The 17,840-nt window shown below is 42.6% G+C and carries 22 protein-coding genes and 3 pseudogenes; 14 read left to right on the forward strand and 11 right to left on the reverse strand.

The genetic code is table 11. The features are described 5' to 3' along the window. The 9 genes and pseudogenes from ACYTXL_RS32590 to ACYTXL_RS32630 form a co-directional block, all read right to left on the reverse strand. On the reverse strand, positions 1-554 hold a 554-nt coding region (locus ACYTXL_RS32590; protein WP_461928207.1), incomplete at its 3' end, for a hypothetical protein. 221 nt (positions 555-775) lie between these two features. Next, complete coding sequence (gene ppk2 / locus ACYTXL_RS32595; protein ID WP_461928208.1) at positions 776-1,702, reverse strand: polyphosphate kinase 2; 927 nt, start codon at positions 1,700-1,702, stop codon at positions 776-778. Between the two features lie 294 nt (positions 1,703-1,996). Beyond that, positions 1,997-2,291: pseudogene (locus tag ACYTXL_RS32600) on the reverse strand (SPFH domain-containing protein); the annotation flags it as partial. A gap of 69 nt (positions 2,292-2,360) precedes the next feature. Next, the gene (locus ACYTXL_RS32605) at positions 2,361-2,873 is read right to left on the reverse strand and encodes a COP23 domain-containing protein (RefSeq protein ID WP_461928209.1); all 513 of its coding nucleotides are present in this window, start codon (positions 2,871-2,873) and stop codon (positions 2,361-2,363) included. Between the two features lie 103 nt (positions 2,874-2,976). Beyond that, positions 2,977-3,234 (reverse strand): hypothetical protein, encoded by a 258-nt coding sequence (locus tag ACYTXL_RS32610; protein ID WP_461928210.1) that lies wholly within the window; start codon positions 3,232-3,234, stop codon positions 2,977-2,979. Positions 3,235-3,657: 423 nt separating this feature from the next. Continuing rightward, positions 3,658-4,005, reverse strand: a pseudogene (locus tag ACYTXL_RS32615) (immunity protein TriTu family protein). A 124-nt stretch (positions 4,006-4,129) separates the two neighbouring features. Further along, on the reverse strand, positions 4,130-4,708 hold the full coding sequence (locus tag ACYTXL_RS32620; RefSeq protein WP_461928211.1) for a hypothetical protein: 579 nt from the start codon (positions 4,706-4,708) through the stop codon (positions 4,130-4,132). A 431-nt stretch (positions 4,709-5,139) separates the two neighbouring features. Continuing rightward, positions 5,140-5,283 carry a hypothetical protein gene (locus tag ACYTXL_RS32625; protein WP_461928212.1) on the reverse strand — a complete coding sequence of 48 codons (144 nt, stop codon included), beginning with the start codon at positions 5,281-5,283 and terminating at the stop codon, positions 5,140-5,142. A gap of 24 nt (positions 5,284-5,307) precedes the next feature. Then, positions 5,308-5,481 carry a hypothetical protein gene (locus tag ACYTXL_RS32630; protein WP_461928213.1) on the reverse strand — a complete coding sequence of 58 codons (174 nt, stop codon included), beginning with the start codon at positions 5,479-5,481 and terminating at the stop codon, positions 5,308-5,310. Between the two features lie 474 nt (positions 5,482-5,955). On the opposite strand from ACYTXL_RS32630, the gene ACYTXL_RS32635 reads away from it, so the two are divergent. After that, entirely contained in the window at positions 5,956-6,495 is a 540-nt protein-coding gene (locus ACYTXL_RS32635; protein WP_461928214.1) for a DUF2267 domain-containing protein, read from the forward strand. A gap of 91 nt (positions 6,496-6,586) precedes the next feature. Here ACYTXL_RS32635 and ACYTXL_RS32640 read toward each other — a convergent pair whose 3' ends face one another. Further along, positions 6,587-6,760: a hypothetical protein gene (locus tag ACYTXL_RS32640; protein ID WP_461928215.1), complete on the reverse strand. Its 174-nt coding sequence runs from the start codon at positions 6,758-6,760 to the stop codon at positions 6,587-6,589. Positions 6,761-6,886: 126 nt separating this feature from the next. Between ACYTXL_RS32640 and ACYTXL_RS32645 the strand changes: the two genes are divergently transcribed. Beyond that, a complete protein-coding gene (locus ACYTXL_RS32645) occupies positions 6,887-7,411 on the forward strand; it encodes a hypothetical protein (protein ID WP_461928216.1) in 525 nt (174 codons plus the stop codon). A gap of 65 nt (positions 7,412-7,476) precedes the next feature. Further along, positions 7,477-8,046: a Uma2 family endonuclease gene (locus ACYTXL_RS32650; RefSeq protein ID WP_461928217.1), complete on the forward strand. Its 570-nt coding sequence runs from the start codon at positions 7,477-7,479 to the stop codon at positions 8,044-8,046. 36 nt (positions 8,047-8,082) lie between these two features. Here ACYTXL_RS32650 and ACYTXL_RS32655 read toward each other — a convergent pair whose 3' ends face one another. Next, the gene (locus tag ACYTXL_RS32655) at positions 8,083-9,384 is read right to left on the reverse strand and encodes a site-specific integrase (protein WP_461928218.1); all 1,302 of its coding nucleotides are present in this window, start codon (positions 9,382-9,384) and stop codon (positions 8,083-8,085) included. Between the two features lie 550 nt (positions 9,385-9,934). Between ACYTXL_RS32655 and ACYTXL_RS32660 the strand changes: the two are divergent. The 11 genes and pseudogenes from ACYTXL_RS32660 to ACYTXL_RS32710 form a co-directional block, all read left to right on the forward strand. Then, positions 9,935-10,102, forward strand: a pseudogene (locus tag ACYTXL_RS32660) (nitrogenase molybdenum-iron protein alpha chain); the annotation flags it as partial. A 203-nt stretch (positions 10,103-10,305) separates the two neighbouring features. Next, positions 10,306-11,841: a nitrogenase molybdenum-iron protein subunit beta gene (nifK, locus tag ACYTXL_RS32665; protein WP_461928219.1), complete on the forward strand. Its 1,536-nt coding sequence runs from the start codon at positions 10,306-10,308 to the stop codon at positions 11,839-11,841. Between the two features lie 167 nt (positions 11,842-12,008). Further along, the gene (locus ACYTXL_RS32670; RefSeq protein WP_461928220.1) at positions 12,009-12,350 is read left to right on the forward strand and encodes a Mo-dependent nitrogenase C-terminal domain-containing protein; all 342 of its coding nucleotides are present in this window, start codon (positions 12,009-12,011) and stop codon (positions 12,348-12,350) included. 150 nt (positions 12,351-12,500) lie between these two features. Then, a complete protein-coding gene (gene nifE, locus ACYTXL_RS32675) occupies positions 12,501-13,880 on the forward strand; it encodes a nitrogenase iron-molybdenum cofactor biosynthesis protein NifE (protein ID WP_461928221.1) in 1,380 nt (459 codons plus the stop codon). Then, positions 13,880-14,044: a hypothetical protein gene (locus tag ACYTXL_RS32680; RefSeq protein ID WP_461928222.1), complete on the forward strand. Its 165-nt coding sequence runs from the start codon at positions 13,880-13,882 to the stop codon at positions 14,042-14,044. The genes nifE and ACYTXL_RS32680 overlap by 1 nt, the downstream gene beginning before the upstream one ends. After that, positions 14,044-15,372: a nitrogenase iron-molybdenum cofactor biosynthesis protein NifN gene (gene nifN / locus ACYTXL_RS32685; protein WP_461928223.1), complete on the forward strand. Its 1,329-nt coding sequence runs from the start codon at positions 14,044-14,046 to the stop codon at positions 15,370-15,372. Before ACYTXL_RS32680 ends, nifN begins: the two co-directional genes overlap by 1 nt. A 72-nt stretch (positions 15,373-15,444) precedes the next feature. Beyond that, on the forward strand, positions 15,445-15,858 hold the full coding sequence (nifX, locus tag ACYTXL_RS32690) for a nitrogen fixation protein NifX (protein ID WP_461928228.1): 414 nt from the start codon (positions 15,445-15,447) through the stop codon (positions 15,856-15,858). After that, positions 15,855-16,331, forward strand: a complete 477-nt coding sequence (locus ACYTXL_RS32695; protein ID WP_461928224.1) for a NifX-associated nitrogen fixation protein — start codon at positions 15,855-15,857, stop codon at positions 16,329-16,331. The genes nifX and ACYTXL_RS32695 overlap by 4 nt, the downstream gene beginning before the upstream one ends. 176 nt (positions 16,332-16,507) lie before the next feature. Next, on the forward strand, positions 16,508-16,708 hold the full coding sequence (locus ACYTXL_RS32700; RefSeq protein ID WP_461928225.1) for a CCE_0567 family metalloprotein: 201 nt from the start codon (positions 16,508-16,510) through the stop codon (positions 16,706-16,708). Then, positions 16,705-17,022 (forward strand): nitrogenase-stabilizing/protective protein NifW, encoded by a 318-nt coding sequence (nifW, locus tag ACYTXL_RS32705; RefSeq protein WP_461928226.1) that lies wholly within the window; start codon positions 16,705-16,707, stop codon positions 17,020-17,022. Before ACYTXL_RS32700 ends, nifW begins: the two co-directional genes overlap by 4 nt. 10 nt (positions 17,023-17,032) lie before the next feature. Further along, positions 17,033-17,839: a HesA/MoeB/ThiF family protein gene (locus ACYTXL_RS32710; protein ID WP_461928227.1), complete on the forward strand. Its 807-nt coding sequence runs from the start codon at positions 17,033-17,035 to the stop codon at positions 17,837-17,839. The last annotated feature ends 1 nt before the right edge of the window (position 17,840 follow it).

Genomic DNA, 17,840 nt, shown 5'->3' on the forward strand with positions numbered 1-17,840 from the left:
GCTCCTACATTATCCAAGTAATATCTTTGCTTATCAAGCAAAGCCACTTTTTGCGAAAGTTGAAGAAACTGCCATACTTCTCCTGTTGTCACACATCCATACACGAGTATTTCTGCTTGTCCAGATGAACGATTGAATAAATCCGCAGCTACCATTTGCGCGATGCACTGTCCTAACCCAGCTTCAACATCATTTTTATTCGCTTCCACTACAGTCAGAATTGGCGATCGCAACGGTGGTAAAGGTGGAGCTATTGCTAAAATAAAATCACATTCCCCAATCAAGCCCTGTGCAGGATCAACATCAAGTCTTTGTCCAGAGAAAATAGCCAAACTATCTTGGCTGAGATCGCGACAGGCTAGTAAAATCGGTACAATAATAAATTCGCTCCGAGCCTTTTCACTAATCAGAGCTAATTGGGTTCGCTTTCCTAAAGTTTCATTTAACCACGAAGGAATAGAAAGAGGTACAAGCTTAGGAAACAGATCGGCTTCTTGGGTGGTGATTCCCAAAACAGCCGCAGCTTTTTCTAGAGTAAAGTCGCTGTACGCCATAGTTTTGCACTGCTTTGAGTATATGACGTTTTTAATAAAAGGGAATTGCTTCTATTTTACCCCTGTTGTAGAGTTATTTAGGATTGTGTGTGAAATGCACAAGAAGTAGCTCGTTGTAGCGATGTCTACGACGGGCTGTTTGGTGATGCCCCACGCATAGATAACGTTTGCACATCCCTATATTCAATCATTAGCGAGAAGCTGCAACACAACAGTGATGCTTAATACACTTGAGGGACAAAGAACTGCTCATTGCGGGGGGCGCGAACATAATTCTCATCAGCCACAGGTCTAGACGGAAGCTCTAAGGGAGGAGGTGTCATATCTTCGTAAGGAACTTTGCTCAACAAATGATCAATGCAATTGAGCCGCGCACGTCTTTTATCATCTGCTTCAATTGTAAACCAGGGAGCTTCTGGAATATTCGTGTAAGCAAACATGGTATCTTTTGCTTTGGAGTATTCTACCCAGCGATCGCGTGATTCCAAATCCATTGGGCTGAGTTTCCAGCGCCTTGCTGGATCGTGACTGCGAGAGAGAAAGCGTTGCTCTTGTTCTTCATCGCTGACCGAGAACCAGTACTTGATTAAAACAATGCCCGATCGCACCAGCATTCGTTCAAATTCCGGGCAAGATTGCATGAATTCTTGATATTCTGCTTCGGTACAAAAATCCATCACCCGTTCAACTCCGGCTCGGTTGTACCAACTGCGATCGAAGAGGACTATTTCGCCTGCTGTCGGAAGATGTTGCACGTAACGCTGAAAATACCACTGAGTTTTCTCACGATCAGAGGGGGTTCCTAAGGCAACTACACGACAGCCACGAGGATTGAGTGGGTCTGCAATGCGTTTAATTACTCCTCCTTTGCCGGCAGCATCGCGCCCTTCAAATATTATCACAACCCGATAGCCGACGTGCTTAATCCAGTATTGCATTTTGACTAGCTCAATCTGGAGTTGCTCTAGCTCAGTTTCAAAAGTCTTTTTGGGAATTTTCTCGGCAAAAACTTCAGTGCTACCATCAAAAATCCGTTTTGATTTTTTAGATTTTTTCTTGTCTTTTGCCTTTACTAGGCTTTCTATTAAGCCTGTAGCGGGTTGATCTGGACCATTATTTTGCTGGTTTTTAACTTTATCAATTGACATCGCAGTGACTCCATGCCATTGAATCGGCATAATTAGAGTTTATCTATGAAGTATATATTTTAATGCTGACTGAGTGTCAAGATACACACTTGTGAGTATTTTTACATCTTTGGTGTAAAATTTTTATTTATATCCATTATAGTCAATTTCAGTTTTTAGTTTAATTGCACAACCAGTATATAGTTTGATAATAAAATTTATTCAGCGCTTCCTAACTCCACAAAAGCAATTACATAAAATCCGTAGTGTTATCGCGTAGCGCAACGCACCTCATTAATACAAAAATGATGATATTCAGCTTGCTTGAATCCGATCAATCTTCTCTGCAATCCGCTCTAATACTTCGAGTTCCTTCAGACGCAATGCAACGGGGTTATCCTCCATCACTTTAGCAGTGTTTAGCATACTGCGGGTAGTGGCGGTTTCTTCTCTACGTCTGACTACGTTTGCTTGAGCGGTTTTTTCTGCCTCGATTACCTTGCTCAAGATAGCCTTAATCTCACCAGGTAAAATAATATCTTTGACACCTACAGAATCTACTTCAGTCTGCGGCTTTCTGGCGGATGTATTCAGATATACTTCTATCAATTATCTGTCGTATGGGCACAGCATGCTGTGCCCCTACCGCGTGGTCTATTGACCTGGAAATAGCTGTAATTTATTCTTTGGAAATCCCTAAATGTTCCCTCAAATCAACATAAGGTATTCTATTGTTTTTACTGATGGGGGGCGCACCTGTCTTTCCTTGCCGCCAAGCCAGGAGATTAGTTAGCGCTTGCACGCCATCTTCACTGGGTTTGAGGGTCAATATCAAGTTTTCACAGCGACCATTGAATTTATTTGCGGTGCAAACCACATTTTGTCCATTCATTTTGCCGACAGTAATAAACTTCAGTTCTCTGTTGCGGCGGTAAGTTTCCAAGCGGTGGCTTACGTCTTGGCAGCGCGTTAGTTTATTGTAGCCAGCGTCTCTGAAGTAATTGGAAGTCCAGCGAATCCAAGGCTCAGAAACACCTCTAAAATTTGTGTACACCGTCACAGGTTTGTTTCCTGAGGTCTCACAATAAAATCCTTGCCTACTTTCGGCTTGACTTGGCTGATTGATGGTTGCAGTCGCGCCGAGAGCAATCGCACCTGTAACCAAAACATTTGTTAATGATGCTAATTTCATGAGTAACTCTCAAATCTTGAGTAAAAAGTTTTTATTTGCCTCTCTTCTTACTAGAAGTAGAGAGATGATAAAAATTCCAAATTGTTTGGAGTTTTAGGCGTTTTTACTTGTATACATAATGAGCCGCAACCCACTTGCGACCATGATTTGTTTTTTCCCAATGTCCAGGAACCAACACTTTCTTTTTCGCTGGTGGTGCATGACGCTTAACTTGTGATGGTTTTTGTGCGATTATTTGAGCAGGTCTATTAAGACCGTGGGGATTAACAATAACCTGTAATGCTGATGCTTGGGAAGGGATAGAAGTAACAGCAAATGGTAAAAGAAGTGCTGCACCAGCAAGAATTTGTTTGATATTCATCACTAAATCTCCTTTTGTAAACTGCATGATTAAAGTTGAGTAAACCTTAATCTGGTTGATGTCTCATGTTTATAAGCATAGGAGTTCAAACAGTTATGCACTAGTGATAAAAGTAACTAGTTGAATCATGACTTAAGTAATCTCTAATGTCAGGATTTTCAGGTTTGAATCACAAATGAACCTCATGTTATCAATGCCATATACTGTGGAGGGGAGACAAAATAGCTATGATGCTGCTCAAATAAGCCTTATAGGGAACTTCTAAATCAAAAAATAACTACTTTTTGTGGGCATCTTGCCCGCCTTTGCCTGCGGGCGGAAGAGACGTCCGCCGAAGTAGTAGTAATTTATTTGTTGGAAGTCCCTAGCTGAATGGCACTAAAAAAAGCGGAAACGCTAGCATTTATTTATACTGGTTTTTAACTAAATATTGTTTGATTTAAGTCGCAACATATCACGCATAAAAATCACCAGTCTTGGATAGGTTCGATAAAATTCCTTTTCGTTGTTAAACTGGTGACTTTCATAAAAGACATTGTTACCAGTAGATATTTCAAGAATATCCATTTTACAAGCCCCTGACTCTCAAAGTGTTACTCTACCAAGATGTAATGACCTCTCAAAGTCAAGACGCATAGCTGAATTATCACTAGGTTCACAGTAAGCCAGTGTATATTTCAGCCGATAAGCAGCAAAACGTGATCTTAATCCTGATTGAAATCGGTCAAAACCTCGTTCTGAAATTAGTTTTGTTAGTGGATTTAGACTCATTCCTTATATTGAAAGCAGGAATATTATTAATTGCCCAACTCTGCAAAAAACAATTACCTCAAATGCAATGTCTAGGACGGGCTACGCCTCAAGTTGACCTATGTTCACAATTAATTCTTGGGCTTCAGTCTGGAAAAGCCAGTCCAGTCATGGGGTCACGGATATACAACCCTAATGTGAGACTACGCATCACTTCATCCCAAATAGGTATGAGCGGCTCTGTTTGATCTGCCCAATAATCGAATGTAATCAAGCACTGAACATTGGACCCCAAACCAATGCAAGTCCGTGAAAAAGCTTCTCGTGGTTCTTCCTGAGTGTCGATAAACTTAATCTCTGTCCAGACTATTCTGGCGGTTTGGCGCTTGACGGTAAAGATTTTTTCCCTTGCAATTACGTCGCGGCTATCGTCTTCCATGACTTTTTTCAAAGTAGATTTTAGCGGAAACTGGCTCCAGTCATTGGGTGGTAGACGATTGAAAGATACTTCCAAGCAGCAGTCGTCGTTGGGCGGTTTTTTATCCATGAACTTGAAGGATTTTTCTTGTGGCTCAAAAACCCAATTTTGGGGAACATTGAAGCGAACAGCGCCTCTATCTGCTACAAAAATTTTGTAGCCTGATGGAGATTCCCAGCGATGATCAGGTTTGAGTTCAAGCGTTTCTTTAATCCACTGGAGATTGCTTTTTTTACGCTTTGCCATAGTGTTTTTGTTCTCTCTGCTGGTTTTGCGATCGCTGAAGTTGAGTCATAGGCGATCGCTTACTTTGTTCATGTTATCAAATTCCTAGTATTGCTAGGGTGTCTTGTCGCAAGGGCGCAACGCACTACATCTCGTACTGCATATATAGGGTTTTAGTTATTAGATATCTCCGAAAAAGAATCTCAAACTCTTATCCTGTCTAGGTTAAAACCTAATTTTTGGATATGTCTATAGTATCAAGTCGCTGGCTAGTAGGGTCCATTGCGCTTTGTATATTCCGTCTGCCCCAACTAGGTGGTGTTGTTGCGGTTTGCCTCTTCAATACTAAAATTACAGCTATTTTCAGGTAAATAGACCACGCGGTAGGGGCACAGCAATGCTGTGCCCCTACGACAGATATGGTTCAAATACATGAAAACTGCCGTAATCAACTACTTCAGCTTTGTCTCATCGCCGTCTAGATATGCTCTGATAACTTGTGCAACTTGAGAAACACGAGTTAAAGGTGTCACGTAATCAAAAACATTTGCCATGACACGAAGAGTTTCTCTTGTCCAAGCTCCTTCTACAACCACAATATCGAGAAGCTTTGTATTTCTTCACTTCCAATTAATTGCAAAAAACATTTTATCTTTAGCATATAGTGAGGCATGGCGCGAAGAACTTTTTCTCACTTCAATAAAAGCAAGTGGATTTTGAGCATCTGGTATTACAAAGTCAGCACGGAAATCATAAATAACTCCTCTAAGGGTTTTATATTCTGATTCACGCACAAAGCTGGCTCCCCTTAACAAATGGGGAACCGGAATCAAAGTCCCCCAATTTATCGGGGGATTTAGGAGGATCTAGAACAATCCCTACATGAGCGAGCGTGGGTGTAGCCCGTTGTACACATCGCACTTGCTTTATTACAAGTTATTTTGAAACAGTTCTAGAACATGTTGCCACTACCATCTTTGTTTCGGCTGATTTTATACCAATTCATCTATTCTGACTGTTTTTTGACACCAATGGGCGATGTCTACAACGGGCGGAAATACCAGGAGTATTGCGCTGCTCAATCAAGGAAGATTGCTTCCCCTCAAGCATGACCTTCCGGCTTTGCTGCTGTGAGCAGATCAAATAAATTTCTAACTTTTGAATAGATGGCATTTCAAACTTCTGGATGATGCTAAGGGTTTTTGATTTGTGCGACCTTAGATAAGGTAAGGATAAAGACTCAAAATTAAAAAGCACAAGAAAAAACAATGCCCGATCAATCATTTAGAAAAAACATTCCAGAAATTGACCCAACGGAGATTGAAGATACTCGAGCTGCGATCGCTGACGAACATGGCTCGTTTCTGGAAAAGGTGATGGTTAAAGCCGGATTTGCAGATCCCTATGATGCAAGAGACTTTACCGAAGTTGTGTTTCGCGTTATGCGCGACTTAATGACCACGGACACAATTGATCGCGTTGAGGGAGAACTGCATACAGAGGTTCTACCTACTGATGAGAAAGCACTCCAGTTAGAAGTGTCAGAACTCTGGAAAGATACCAATCCCCTTGTGAGATTTTTAAGTCGAATTCGTCAACCTTTAACAGGCCCGGCTCCCCTTGGAATTGATTCTAATCTATTTCTCAGGCGGGTTGCTAATGAAGGAGGACTCCCAGGAACAGTGGAGGTAGAGCAGGCAATTAAAGCGGTGTTTTCTGCCACCAAAGACGAACTTTCTCAAGAGCGGATTCAGGAAATTGCAGGCAGCCTGCCTGACCGTATCCGTGAGCTTTGGGAGCAGCCTTAATTAGAAGTCTAGAAAAAATCAAGTCTGTTTGCGAGTAATGATCACAAACAGGCTTTCTATATAATAGGTTTATTGATTTACAACTATTAATCTAGAAGAAAGCGATGTCTACGATGGTTACTGAGCTTGCCGTTCGCGCAGCGTCTCGTAGAGAAGTAGGGGCTGTGACGCTCGTTGCGCTAAAGCGTGTTCCCAACTCTAGCAGACGCTCCTTGGCGTTGGGAAAAGACTCGCTATTGTTGATGCCCAAACTCTTCAAAGGCATATTGTAAGTAGATAACCTCTAAGACTTCAACAAATGGTAAGGTATGTTGTCGTAGACATGCGATCGCAGCATGATATCATCTCACAACCAAATCTGTGACAAAATTATATTGTTGTCTGATAGCGAATGCGATGCCTCCGGGGGCCTACGCCAACGCCTACAACCGATAGATTTCTACAAATTATACCTTATAGTCAGTTTACAAGTATCAGTAAAGTTAAAGAAGCTTTCGGGTTAAAAACACAAGAAGGTGGGCGATTTATTCCTGTGACTGAATCAATTAAAGCATCTGCTACACTGACGGCATATCTTGAAGAAAGTCTGCCACTTGCTTCTTCAGCTAGTCAAAAAGCCCGTTCCGAAGGAATCATTTACCCAGTATTATTAGAAGTTAGACGGATATTAAATCGCCAAATTAGCTTATTCTCTGGGGAAGATTTTCCAGTTGATGAGGCAGTTGGACTTAATGGAATGTGTGATTTCCTATTGAGTCGTTCGCCGGAAGTGCTAGAAATTGAAGCACCATGCATTGTAATTGTGGAAGCAAAAAAAGCTGATTTACAGCTACATTCGTCGCAGACATTGTACTGCTCTGCTCTTGAGTATGTTCGACAGAATTCTCAATCTTGTGTTGTGAATTTTAACTCCTAACTTACAAACAAATCTGTGACAAAATAGTATTGTTGTCTTATAGTAAATACCATCGCCTACGACCTATGATTTCTACCATCTCGCGCCGTTACAGTTTGGATGAATATCGCGCGATCGAAGAAAAAGCCGAAGGACATAGCGAATATCGAGATGGAGAAATTGTACCCATGGCCGGAGGAACACTCAAACATAGCCGCATCGGTCGGAACATTTTAACCTATTTTACTTCTATGCTGCGCGATACTCAATTCGAGCCAATTAACAGCGATTTGCGGCTGTGGATTCCCGAATATCGACGTGGAGTATATCCAGACGTAATGATTTTTGACGGCGAACCGCAGCTAAATGGCGATCGCTTAGATGAAGTTTTGAATCCGACGTTGATTGTTGAAGTTCTATCTCCTTCCACCGCAGACTACGATCGACTCAGTAAATTTCGGATGTATCGCTCAATTGGGAGTTTTAGCGAATATTTATTAGTCGAGCAGGATGAAGCTTTTGTGGAACGTTATAGTAAACAAGCCGAAGGTTGGTTGCTCAGTGATTTTAGCGGCTTAGAGCTATCTATTTCGTTGGATTCAGTTAGTATTGAATTGCCGATGGCGGAAATTTATCGCGGCGTTGTTTTTGAGTAAATGAGCCTAGTTTGAATGTGTTGCACTTTGTGAAATTCAACTTTGCTTATAAACCAACTCTATTCTCAACTTCTCAATCTCCAATCTGAACTTATCATTCTCCATCCTCAACTTAGTATTCTCCTCCCTAATCAACTCAACTTCATTTCTCTTACTCAAAGCCTGATTAATTGCCAACTTCCGCATATCTAGCGAAAACCAACGCTGATAAGTTTGGGTGTGAACCTGCACACTATGCCCCAAATTATCAGCCGCAGCTTTAATTGGTATCCCCAAAATATGCGCCCTAATTGCCCAAGCATGACGCAAATCATAAGGTTTAAAATCCAATCCTATCTTACGAAACCACCAGCTAACTCGCTGTGTTAACGCCGTTATCTCAGCATGATTTGTGTTATCTTTTTTAGCGATCGCACTCCGTAACATCTCTACATATTTAGGATTTCTCAAATCAAAATCCTCAATCCATTGCCGATGTAATGGTAATGCTTGTCTTTGACCAGTTTTAGAATCTTTATGAACTTTCCATGTAAAATCTAAATTTTCTTGACTCAACCACCAATCAATATCAGGATTAATAAAAAGTTCCCGTGGACGCAAACCAAAAACTGCTAACATTCCATAAGTCCAGCGCCAAAGTTGCCAGCTATCTTGAACATTTTGATTAACTTGATTACCTCTGTTATTTTGGTAATCTTCAAACTTGATAATTCCCTCAGATATTTCTGCATCGGTCGGTATATTCCGAGAATTACTCTCAGGCATTTTGGAATATTTAGATAAATCAATTTCGATTTTGAATGTCAGGCAAAATGCAGCGATCGCTCTAGCGGCATTATACTTAGCCCATTCCTTGTCAATTTGTTCAATTGAACTGATCAGATTTTCAGCAGTTGCTAAATCTTTATAATTAGTGAATCGCTTTGTTCGGGAAAAGTAATAAAAAAAAGTATGCTTACTTTTCGTAGTTCGTTTATGACTTTTAAAATACTCAGTTTCAAATTCTTCGAGTAATTCTCCTATGGTTTTAAAATTTTTTTTAATTGCCTCATTTCCTAAATATTTATCATTCCATTCAAAGGTTTTACGAGCAATTAACTTTCCTAATTCATAAGCTTCTTCCTCAGCCGTCTTGAGTCCATCCAAGTTAGCAGGAATATTCAAACTGAGGTTATATTGCTTTCTCCCAGTACCACTACTGTCCTTGTCTCCCGGTTTAACTGGTAAGGTCGCCCGTAATTGCAGACTTCCATTGGATTCCCTAATTGTCACCTTTGCCTTTGCAGACTTCAAACGCAGATTAACTTTCTCTAATTCCAGTAGTACTTTCGTTCTCATCGTGCACTCTTTGTTGCTAGGATTGCAGAGATGAACATAAACTCTGGGCGAATAGAATTCTTAAAGCTACACAAGCAAAAGCTTACCTACGCAGGTTAACCTAACGTGAGTTCGACAAGTCTTATTTGACCTCTCCCCCAGCCCCTCTCCGACGCGGAGAGGGGAGCAAAAAACTTAATTTTTCGTTGCTCCTCCCTCTCCGAAACGGAAAGGGAGGCTGTCCGGGAGAGGTTCATCGAACTCACGTTAACCTACGTTACTGCTACGCTTACAAACGCTGAATTTTTCCCTAGTCCGCGTAGGCGGCCTACCCTTCTCCTAAGGGAGACGCTACGCGAACGGGAACGCCAAGGGCGAACGTTTGTGTAGCCGCGATTTCTAATCGCCCTGGTTCAGGACAACATTTAGATGATGCGTGAGTTCTGAACCTGATTATGCATCGCTGTGTTCTTAGCCTATATTTAGCCTAAAAATAAATGTGTGATCAGCGAACAATGTTTAGCACAGACATTGCTTACTGCAAACATTAGGCTGTTTAAAGCTATTGAACCACAAAAAGGATTACTCCGGTCCTTATCACGGTTACGATGGCTTCGCCATCTTCGCACGCGACATGGACTTGGCACTCAACAGCCCAACCTGGGGATTAATTGGCGCTCCTTGGAATGAAAAAGCTCAGGCTAGGAAGGCTGAAGCTAAGGCTAAAACTGCCGTCTAGGGAAATGGGAGCCTAGATAAGTAGGGATAGCCTGGGGCTAAAACCCCAGGGGGAGTTGGGAATCCAAAATTCAAAATTAAAAACTTAAAAATTAATTTTGGTTTTTGCATTTTGAATTTTGAATCATATTCTCATCTCCCATTCCCCCCTCAAATCCTCATTCCTCGATAAGTAAAGAATTCAGTAAGCTTGGAGATCCAGAAATGCCTCAGAATCCAGAAAAAATTCAAGACCACGTAGAGTTATTCCACCAACCGGAGTACCAACAGCTTTTTGAAAATAAAAAGCAGTTTGAAAACGGTCACGACCCTGAAGAAGTAAAACGGGTTGCAGAATGGACTAAGAGTTGGGATTATCGTGAAAAGAACTTCGCTCGTGAAGCTTTAACCGTCAACCCTGCTAAAGGTTGCCAACCATTGGGAGCAATCTTTGCTGCTGTTGGTTTTGAAGGTACTCTACCTTTTGTTCAAGGTTCTCAAGGTTGTGTTGCTTACTTCCGCACCCACTTAACCCGTCACTACAAAGAACCATTCTCTGGTGTATCTTCTTCAATGACTGAAGATGCAGCCGTGTTTGGTGGTCTGCAAAACATGATTGACGGCTTGGCGAACTCCTACCAACTCTACAAGCCTAAAATGATCGCTGTCTGCACCACCTGTATGGCAGAAGTAATTGGTGATGACTTGCAGTCTTTCATCAACAACGCCAAGGAAGCTGGTTCAGTTCCTCAAGATTTCCCAGTACCCTACGCTCACACCCCTAGCTTTGTTGGCTCCCATATCACGGGTTACGACAACATGATGAAGGGAATTCTTTCTAACCTGACAGCAGGTCATAAGAAAGAAACTAGCAATGGTAAGATCAACTTTATCCCAGGTTTTGACACCTACGTAGGTAATAACCGCGAAATCAAGCGGATTGCTTCCTTGTTTGGCTTTGAGTACACCATTCTAGCTGACAACAGCGACTACCTGGATTCACCAAACACAGGTGAGTTCGATATGTATCCAGGTGGTACAAAGTTAGAAGATGCAGCAGATTCAATTAATGCTAAAGCTACGATCGCTCTGCAATCACACTCTACTCTCAAAACCCGCGAGTACATCGAAAAAGAATGGAAGCAACCAACCTCAGTTTTCCGTCCTTGGGGTATCAAGGGTACAGATGAGTTGTTGATGAAACTCAGCGAACTGAGTGGTATACCCATTCCTCAAGAATTGGAAATTGAACGCGGTCGGGCAATTGATGCCATGACTGACTCCCACTCATGGATTCACGGCAAGCGCTTCGCTATCTATGGCGAACCAGATTTAGTATACAGCGTAGTTAGCTTTATGCTGGAAATGGGTGCTGAACCTGTGCATATCTTGGTTAACAACAGCAACGAAGTATTTGAAACAGAAATGAAAGAACTGCTTGCTTCTAGCCCATTCGGTAAGAATGCAACTGTTTGGCCTGGTAAAGACTTGTGGCATCTGCGTTCTTTGATGTTCACTGAACCCGTAGATTTCCTTGTTGGTAACACCTACGGTAAGTACCTGTGGCGCGACACCAAAACTCCCTTAGTGAGAATTGGCTACCCGATCATGGATCGTCACCACCTACACCGCTATTCCACTATTGGTTATCAAGGTGTGATCAACTTGCTCAACTGGGTTGTAAATACCCTGTTTGAAGAAATTGATCGCAACACCAACATTCCTTCCAAGACAGATATTTCCTACGACTTGATTCGTTAGGAATTGTGTAAACGCACTGCGTGTTAATCAAGGGCGGAAAATAATTCGTAATTCGTAATGACGCTCTCTACGAGACGCTAAAAGCGAACGAGGACTCGCTAACGTAATTCGTAATTACGAATTATTTTCCCCTTTTTCTTTCTAGCATTTACCCAAGGTATCTATAAATGGAAACCATCAATCATACTCACGAACACACTCACGCTCATCCTAATTACCATCCACCTAACTATAAAAAACCAGGGAAGTTGCACAATCTTCTCAATCCTTTGCGTCGTGTAGTGGATGGAATTCAGGTTAAAAATAATCGCATCGCTCATCTAATTTGCCAAACAATTCCTTGTTGTTGTCCCTTTGAGCGACAAATTAAATTATTTGGGAAGTCTATTGATATCCCACCACTATGTAAACTCAATCCTTTATATGACGAATTTGTAGGATTGCGTTTTCGCGCTCTCTCTTACCTCGCTGATGTATGTGGAGAGGATGTCACAAAATACATTTGTTAATTATTGGGCATTGGGCACTTGTACTGAGCGAAGTCGAAGTATTGGGCATTGGACATGGGGCATTGGTTATTAGTCATTGGTAACTCACGAATGACAAAGGGCAAATGACTAATGACTAATGACAATTAACAATTAAGCACGAGAAGAGAGATGAAAATCACCCAAGGCAAAATCAACGAGTTGCTCACTGAGACAGGATGCGAGCATAATCAGCACAAACAATCCGAAAAGAAAAACAAGTCTTGCGCCCAACAGGCACAACCTGGCGCGGCTCAAGGGGGCTGTGCTTTTGATGGTGCAATGATTGCTCTAGTGCCGATCGCAGATGCTGCTCATTTAGTCCACGGCCCGATCGCCTGTGCTGGTAATTCCTGGGGCAGTCGTGGTAGTCTATCATCTGGGCCTCAACTCTACAAAATGGGCTTTACGACTGACTTGGGTGAAAATGATGTCATCTTCGGTGGCGAAAAGAAGCTTTATAAAGCGATTCTGGAACTCAAAGAACGCTACCAACCAGCAGCTGTATTTGTCTACGCTACCTGCGTGACAGCTTTAATTGGTGATGATATTGATGCTGTCTGCAAAGCTGCGTCCCAAAAAATTGGTACTCCTGTTATTCCGGTCATTGCACCAGGATTCATCGGCAGTAAGAATCTGGGCAACCGTTTTGGTGGTGAAGCTTTGTTGGAATATGTTGTCGGCACAGCAGAACCGGAACATACAACCCCCTATGATATTAACTTAATCGGTGAATACAACATCGCCGGGGAAATGTGGGGAGTAACACCACTGTTAGAAAAATTAGGCATTCGTATTTTGTCTAAAATTACGGGCGATGCTCGCTACAATGAAATTCGCTACGCCCACCGCGCCAAGCTCAACGTGATGATCTGCTCACGAGCGCTGGTAAACATGGCCAGAAAGATGGAGGAGCGTTACAACATCCCCTACATTGAAGAGTCTTTCTACGGCATCGATGATATGAATCGTTGTCTGCGAAATATCGCTGCTAAATTAGGTGATCCTGATTTACAGGAGCGCACAGAAAAGCTGATTGCAGAAGAAACGGCTGCTTTAGATTTGGCATTGGCTCCCTATCGCGCTCGACTCAAAGGTAAGCGGGTTGTCTTGTATACAGGTGGTGTCAAGAGTTGGTCAATTATCTCGGCTGCTAGGGACTTGGGGATTGAAGTTGTTGCTACCAGTACTCGCAAAAGTACTGAGGAAGATAAAACCAAAATCAAGAAGTTACTCGGCAACGATGGCATTATGTTGGAGAAGGGCAACCCTAAAGAATTGCTACAGGTGGTTAAAGACACTCGCGCAGATATGCTGATTGCTGGTGGTCGTAACCAATACACTGCTTTGAAAGCTCGAATTCCTTTCCTTGATATCAACCAAGAACGTCACCATCCCTATGCAGGTTATGTGGGAATGATTGAGATGGCGCGGGAATTGTACGAAGCTCTGTATAGCCCGATTTGGGAACAAATACGCAAACCCGCTCCTTGGGACGAGGAGGTAGTTTAATGGCTCTTATACCCTCGTTCCCAAACTCCGGTTGGGATTGGGAACGCATTCCTGAAGGCTCTGCCTTTCTTTTAGAGCAGATGAGGCGGAGCCTCACTGTCAGTATTCCCCGGTGGAGCCAGGGAACGAGAAAGTGTGCCCTGTGGGATGAGGAGGTAGTTTAATGGCGATCGTCACGGTTTCTAACAAAGCATTGACAGTTAATCCTCTCAAGCAAAGTCAAGCTTTGGGTGCAACCTTAGCCTTTTTGGGATTGAAAGGGACGATGCCCTTATTCCACGGTTCTCAAGGTTGTACTGCTTTTGCTAAAGTTGTCCTGGTACGGCATTTCCGGGAAGCGATTCCCCTAGCTACGACAGCAATGACGGAAGTCACTACTATCTTAGGTGGTGAAGAGAATGTGGAACAAGCAATTCTCACTTTGGTAGAAAAGGCTAACCCAGAAATTATTGGTTTATGTACCACTGGGTTGACTGAAACTAGAGGAGATGACATCGAGGGTTTTCTTAAAGCAATCCGCGATCGCCATCCGGAATTGAATGATTTGGCAATCGTTTTTGCACCTACCCCAGATTTTAAAGGTGCGTTGCAAGATGGTTTTGCTGTTGCTGTGGAAAGCATAGTTAAGGAAATTCCTCAACCAGGTGTAATCAAAACTGAACAAGTGACGATTTTGGCGGGTTCTGCCTTCACACCAGGGGATGTACAGGAAATTAAAGAGATAGTCACGGCTTTTGGCTTGGTACCTATCTTTATACCTGACCTTGGCGCTTCTCTAGATGGTCATTTAGAAGATAATTACAGCGCTGTTACGGTCAGTGGGACTACCTTAAAACAGCTACAAGAAGTAGGTAGTTCTGCTTTTACCCTAGCATTGGGTGAAAGTATGCGGGGTGCTGCCAAGATTCTGAAAGAACGCTTTGATACACCTTATGAGGTGTTTGGCGAACTGACTGGATTAGAAGCGGTAGATGAGTTTATCCAAGCATTGGCGATTCTGAGTGGTAACAGCGTACCCGAAAAATATCGCCGCCAACGCCGTCAGTTGCAAGATGCGATGTTGGACACTCATTTTTATTTCGGTGCAAAACGAGTTTCCCTAGCGCTGGAACCAGATTTGTTGTGGTCAATAGTGCATTTCCTGCAATCGATGGGTAGTCAAATTCATGCGGCGGTGACAACCACGCGATCGCCTTTACTAGAAAAACTCCCGGTTAAAAACATCACTATCGGCGATTTGGAAGACTTTGAGAGTCTAGCAGACGGTTCTGATTTGCTGATTGGGAACTCGAATGTCGGTGCGATCGCTAAACGGCTCTCAATTCCTCTTTATCGTCTCGGACTGCCCATTTATGACCGCTTAGGTAATGGTCAATTTACCAAAGTTGGCTATCGAGGCACGATGGAACTTGTGTATGGCATCGGCAACCTGTTTTTAGAACAAGAAGAGTCATTGGTCATTGGTCATTCGTCATTAGTCATTCGTCATTAGTCATTGGTAATTTGCAAAGGACATCTGACAAAGGACAAAGAAGAAATGATAACTCAAAAAGGACAAACTAGGATGAAAATTGCCTTCACGACGAGTGACCGAGTTCATATTAATACTCATTTTGGAGCGGCAGATGAAATTGATGTTTATGAAATCTCGGATGAAGGATATAAATTCGTAGAGACTCTTAACTTTGATGATCAGCTCCAAGAAGAGAATAATGAGAGTAGACTCGCACCAAAACTTGAGGCTCTAGAGGACTGCACAATTATTTATGTAATAGCAATTGGTGGTAGCGCTGCCGCTCGGTTAATCAAGAAAGGTGTTACCCCAGTGAAGGCGCGATCGCAAGAAGAAGAAATTAGTGAAGTGCTAAATAAGCTAGTGAAAACCCTCAAAGGTAATCCTCCACCTTGGTTGCGTAAAGCTTTACAGCAAAAACCCACAAACTTTGCCGATGAAGTTGAAAATGAAGCAACGGTATGACCACAAATAATAGTGTTAACGGAACTGCAACAACTGAAGTCTTGAACTCACCTTTCCTGAAGGTATTAATTCAACAAATCCGTGGTCAAGACAGTTATGGGGTTTATCGGAATTGGTCTGATGAGTTGATTCTCAAACCCTTTATTGTCACTAAACAAAAGAAGCGCGAAATCTCCGTTGAGGCCGAAGTTGATCCGGTAACTCAAGCTCGAATTATGGCATTTTTTCGAGCTGTAGCTGCTGGGATTGAACAGGAAACAGGTTTGATATCCCAGGTTGTAGTTGATTTAAGCCATGAAGGATTTGGCTGGGCGCTAGTTTTTTCTGGCCGTCTTTTGCTAGCTGTGAAAACCTTGCGAGATGCTCATCGCTTTGGCTTTGACTCCCTGGAAAAATTAGCAGAAGAGGGAGAAAACCACGTGAAAAAAGGTATTGATTTGGCGAAGCGCTTTCCTGAAGTTGGCAATATTTAATTAGTCATTAGTCACTTGTACTGACTTGTACTGACTTGTATTGAGCGGCGTCGAAGTAGCGGCGTCGTTGGCGCAGCCTCTCGTCGAGAAGTCGTTGGCGTAGCCTCTCGTAGAGAAGTATTGGTCATTAGTAAAAGACAAATGACGAAGGACGAAGAACGAAGGACGAAGGACAAATGAGAATTGAGGAACTACAAGGACAAATCAGACGCCTCAATAGCAAAGCTGGTCAAATGAAAATGGATCTGCATGATTTAGCTGAAGGGCTACCAACAGATTACACACAACTTATGGATGTTGCATCTGCAACTTATGAAATCTATCGCCAGTTAGATGAACTGAAGCAACATCTGAAAAAATTGGAGAATGCTAAATGACTGGAACTATTGATAAATTCAAGCAGCTCGTAGATGCAGAAGAATTTTTTCAATTCTTTAACCTGTCCTATGATCTAGAAGTTGTGAATGTAAATCGTCTACATATTCTCAAAAAGTTTTCTCAATACATGAAAGAAATTGATGATAATTCTCCTGACTTGAGTCAAGAAGAGAAATTAAATCAATATTCTTTGGCTTTGCAAAAAGCCTATCAGGTCTTTATCGACTCAACACCTCACGAACAAAAACTGTTCAAAGTGTTTAACGACAAGCCGAAAAATGTAGTCACACTGACAGAAATCACTTCTGATTAGGAGGTATAAATTGGTTAACCTGACGCCTACCGAATTAGAACGCTATCGTCGCCAAATGATGCTTCCGAATTTTGGCGAAACAGCACAGAAGCGCCTGAAGTCAGCGACAGTTCTGGTTACAGGTGTGGGGGGATTAGGCGGTACGGCGGCGCTTTACCTAGCAGTAGCGGGCGTTGGGCGGCTAATCCTAGTCCGGGGTGGTGACTTGCGGCTAGATGATATGAATCGTCAGGTTCTGATGACTGATGATTGGGTAGGTAAGCCAAGGGTATTTAAAGCTAAAGAAACTCTGGACGCGATTAATCCTGATGTCCAAGTGGAAACTGTTCATGATTACATCACCCCGGAAAATGTTGATTCGTTAGTGCAGTCTGCTGATATGGCTCTTGATTGCGCCCACAATTTTACAGAGCGCAATTTGTTAAATGAAGCCTGTGTGCGATCGCGTAAGCCAATGGTGGAAGCCGCAATGGACGGGATGGAGGCTTACCTGACAACGATTATTCCTGGTGTGACTCCTTGTTTGTCTTGTCTGTTTCCCGAAAAGCCTGATTGGGATCAGCGCGGCTTTTCAGTTCTAGGCGCTGTTTCTGGGACATTAGCTTGTCTAACGGCTTTGGAAGCTATCAAGCTGATCACCGGGTTTAGTCAGCCTCTATTGTCGCAATTGCTGACAATCGACCTGAATCGGATGGAATTTGCTAAACGCCGTTCTCACCGCGATCGCTCTTGTCCAGTATGCGGTAATAGTGCGCCTTGGAGACACGCGCAATCCAATTCGATGGAACCCACAGGTATTGCACAAAATAGTCATTAGT

This window comes from Nostoc sp. (genome assembly GCF_054880495.1).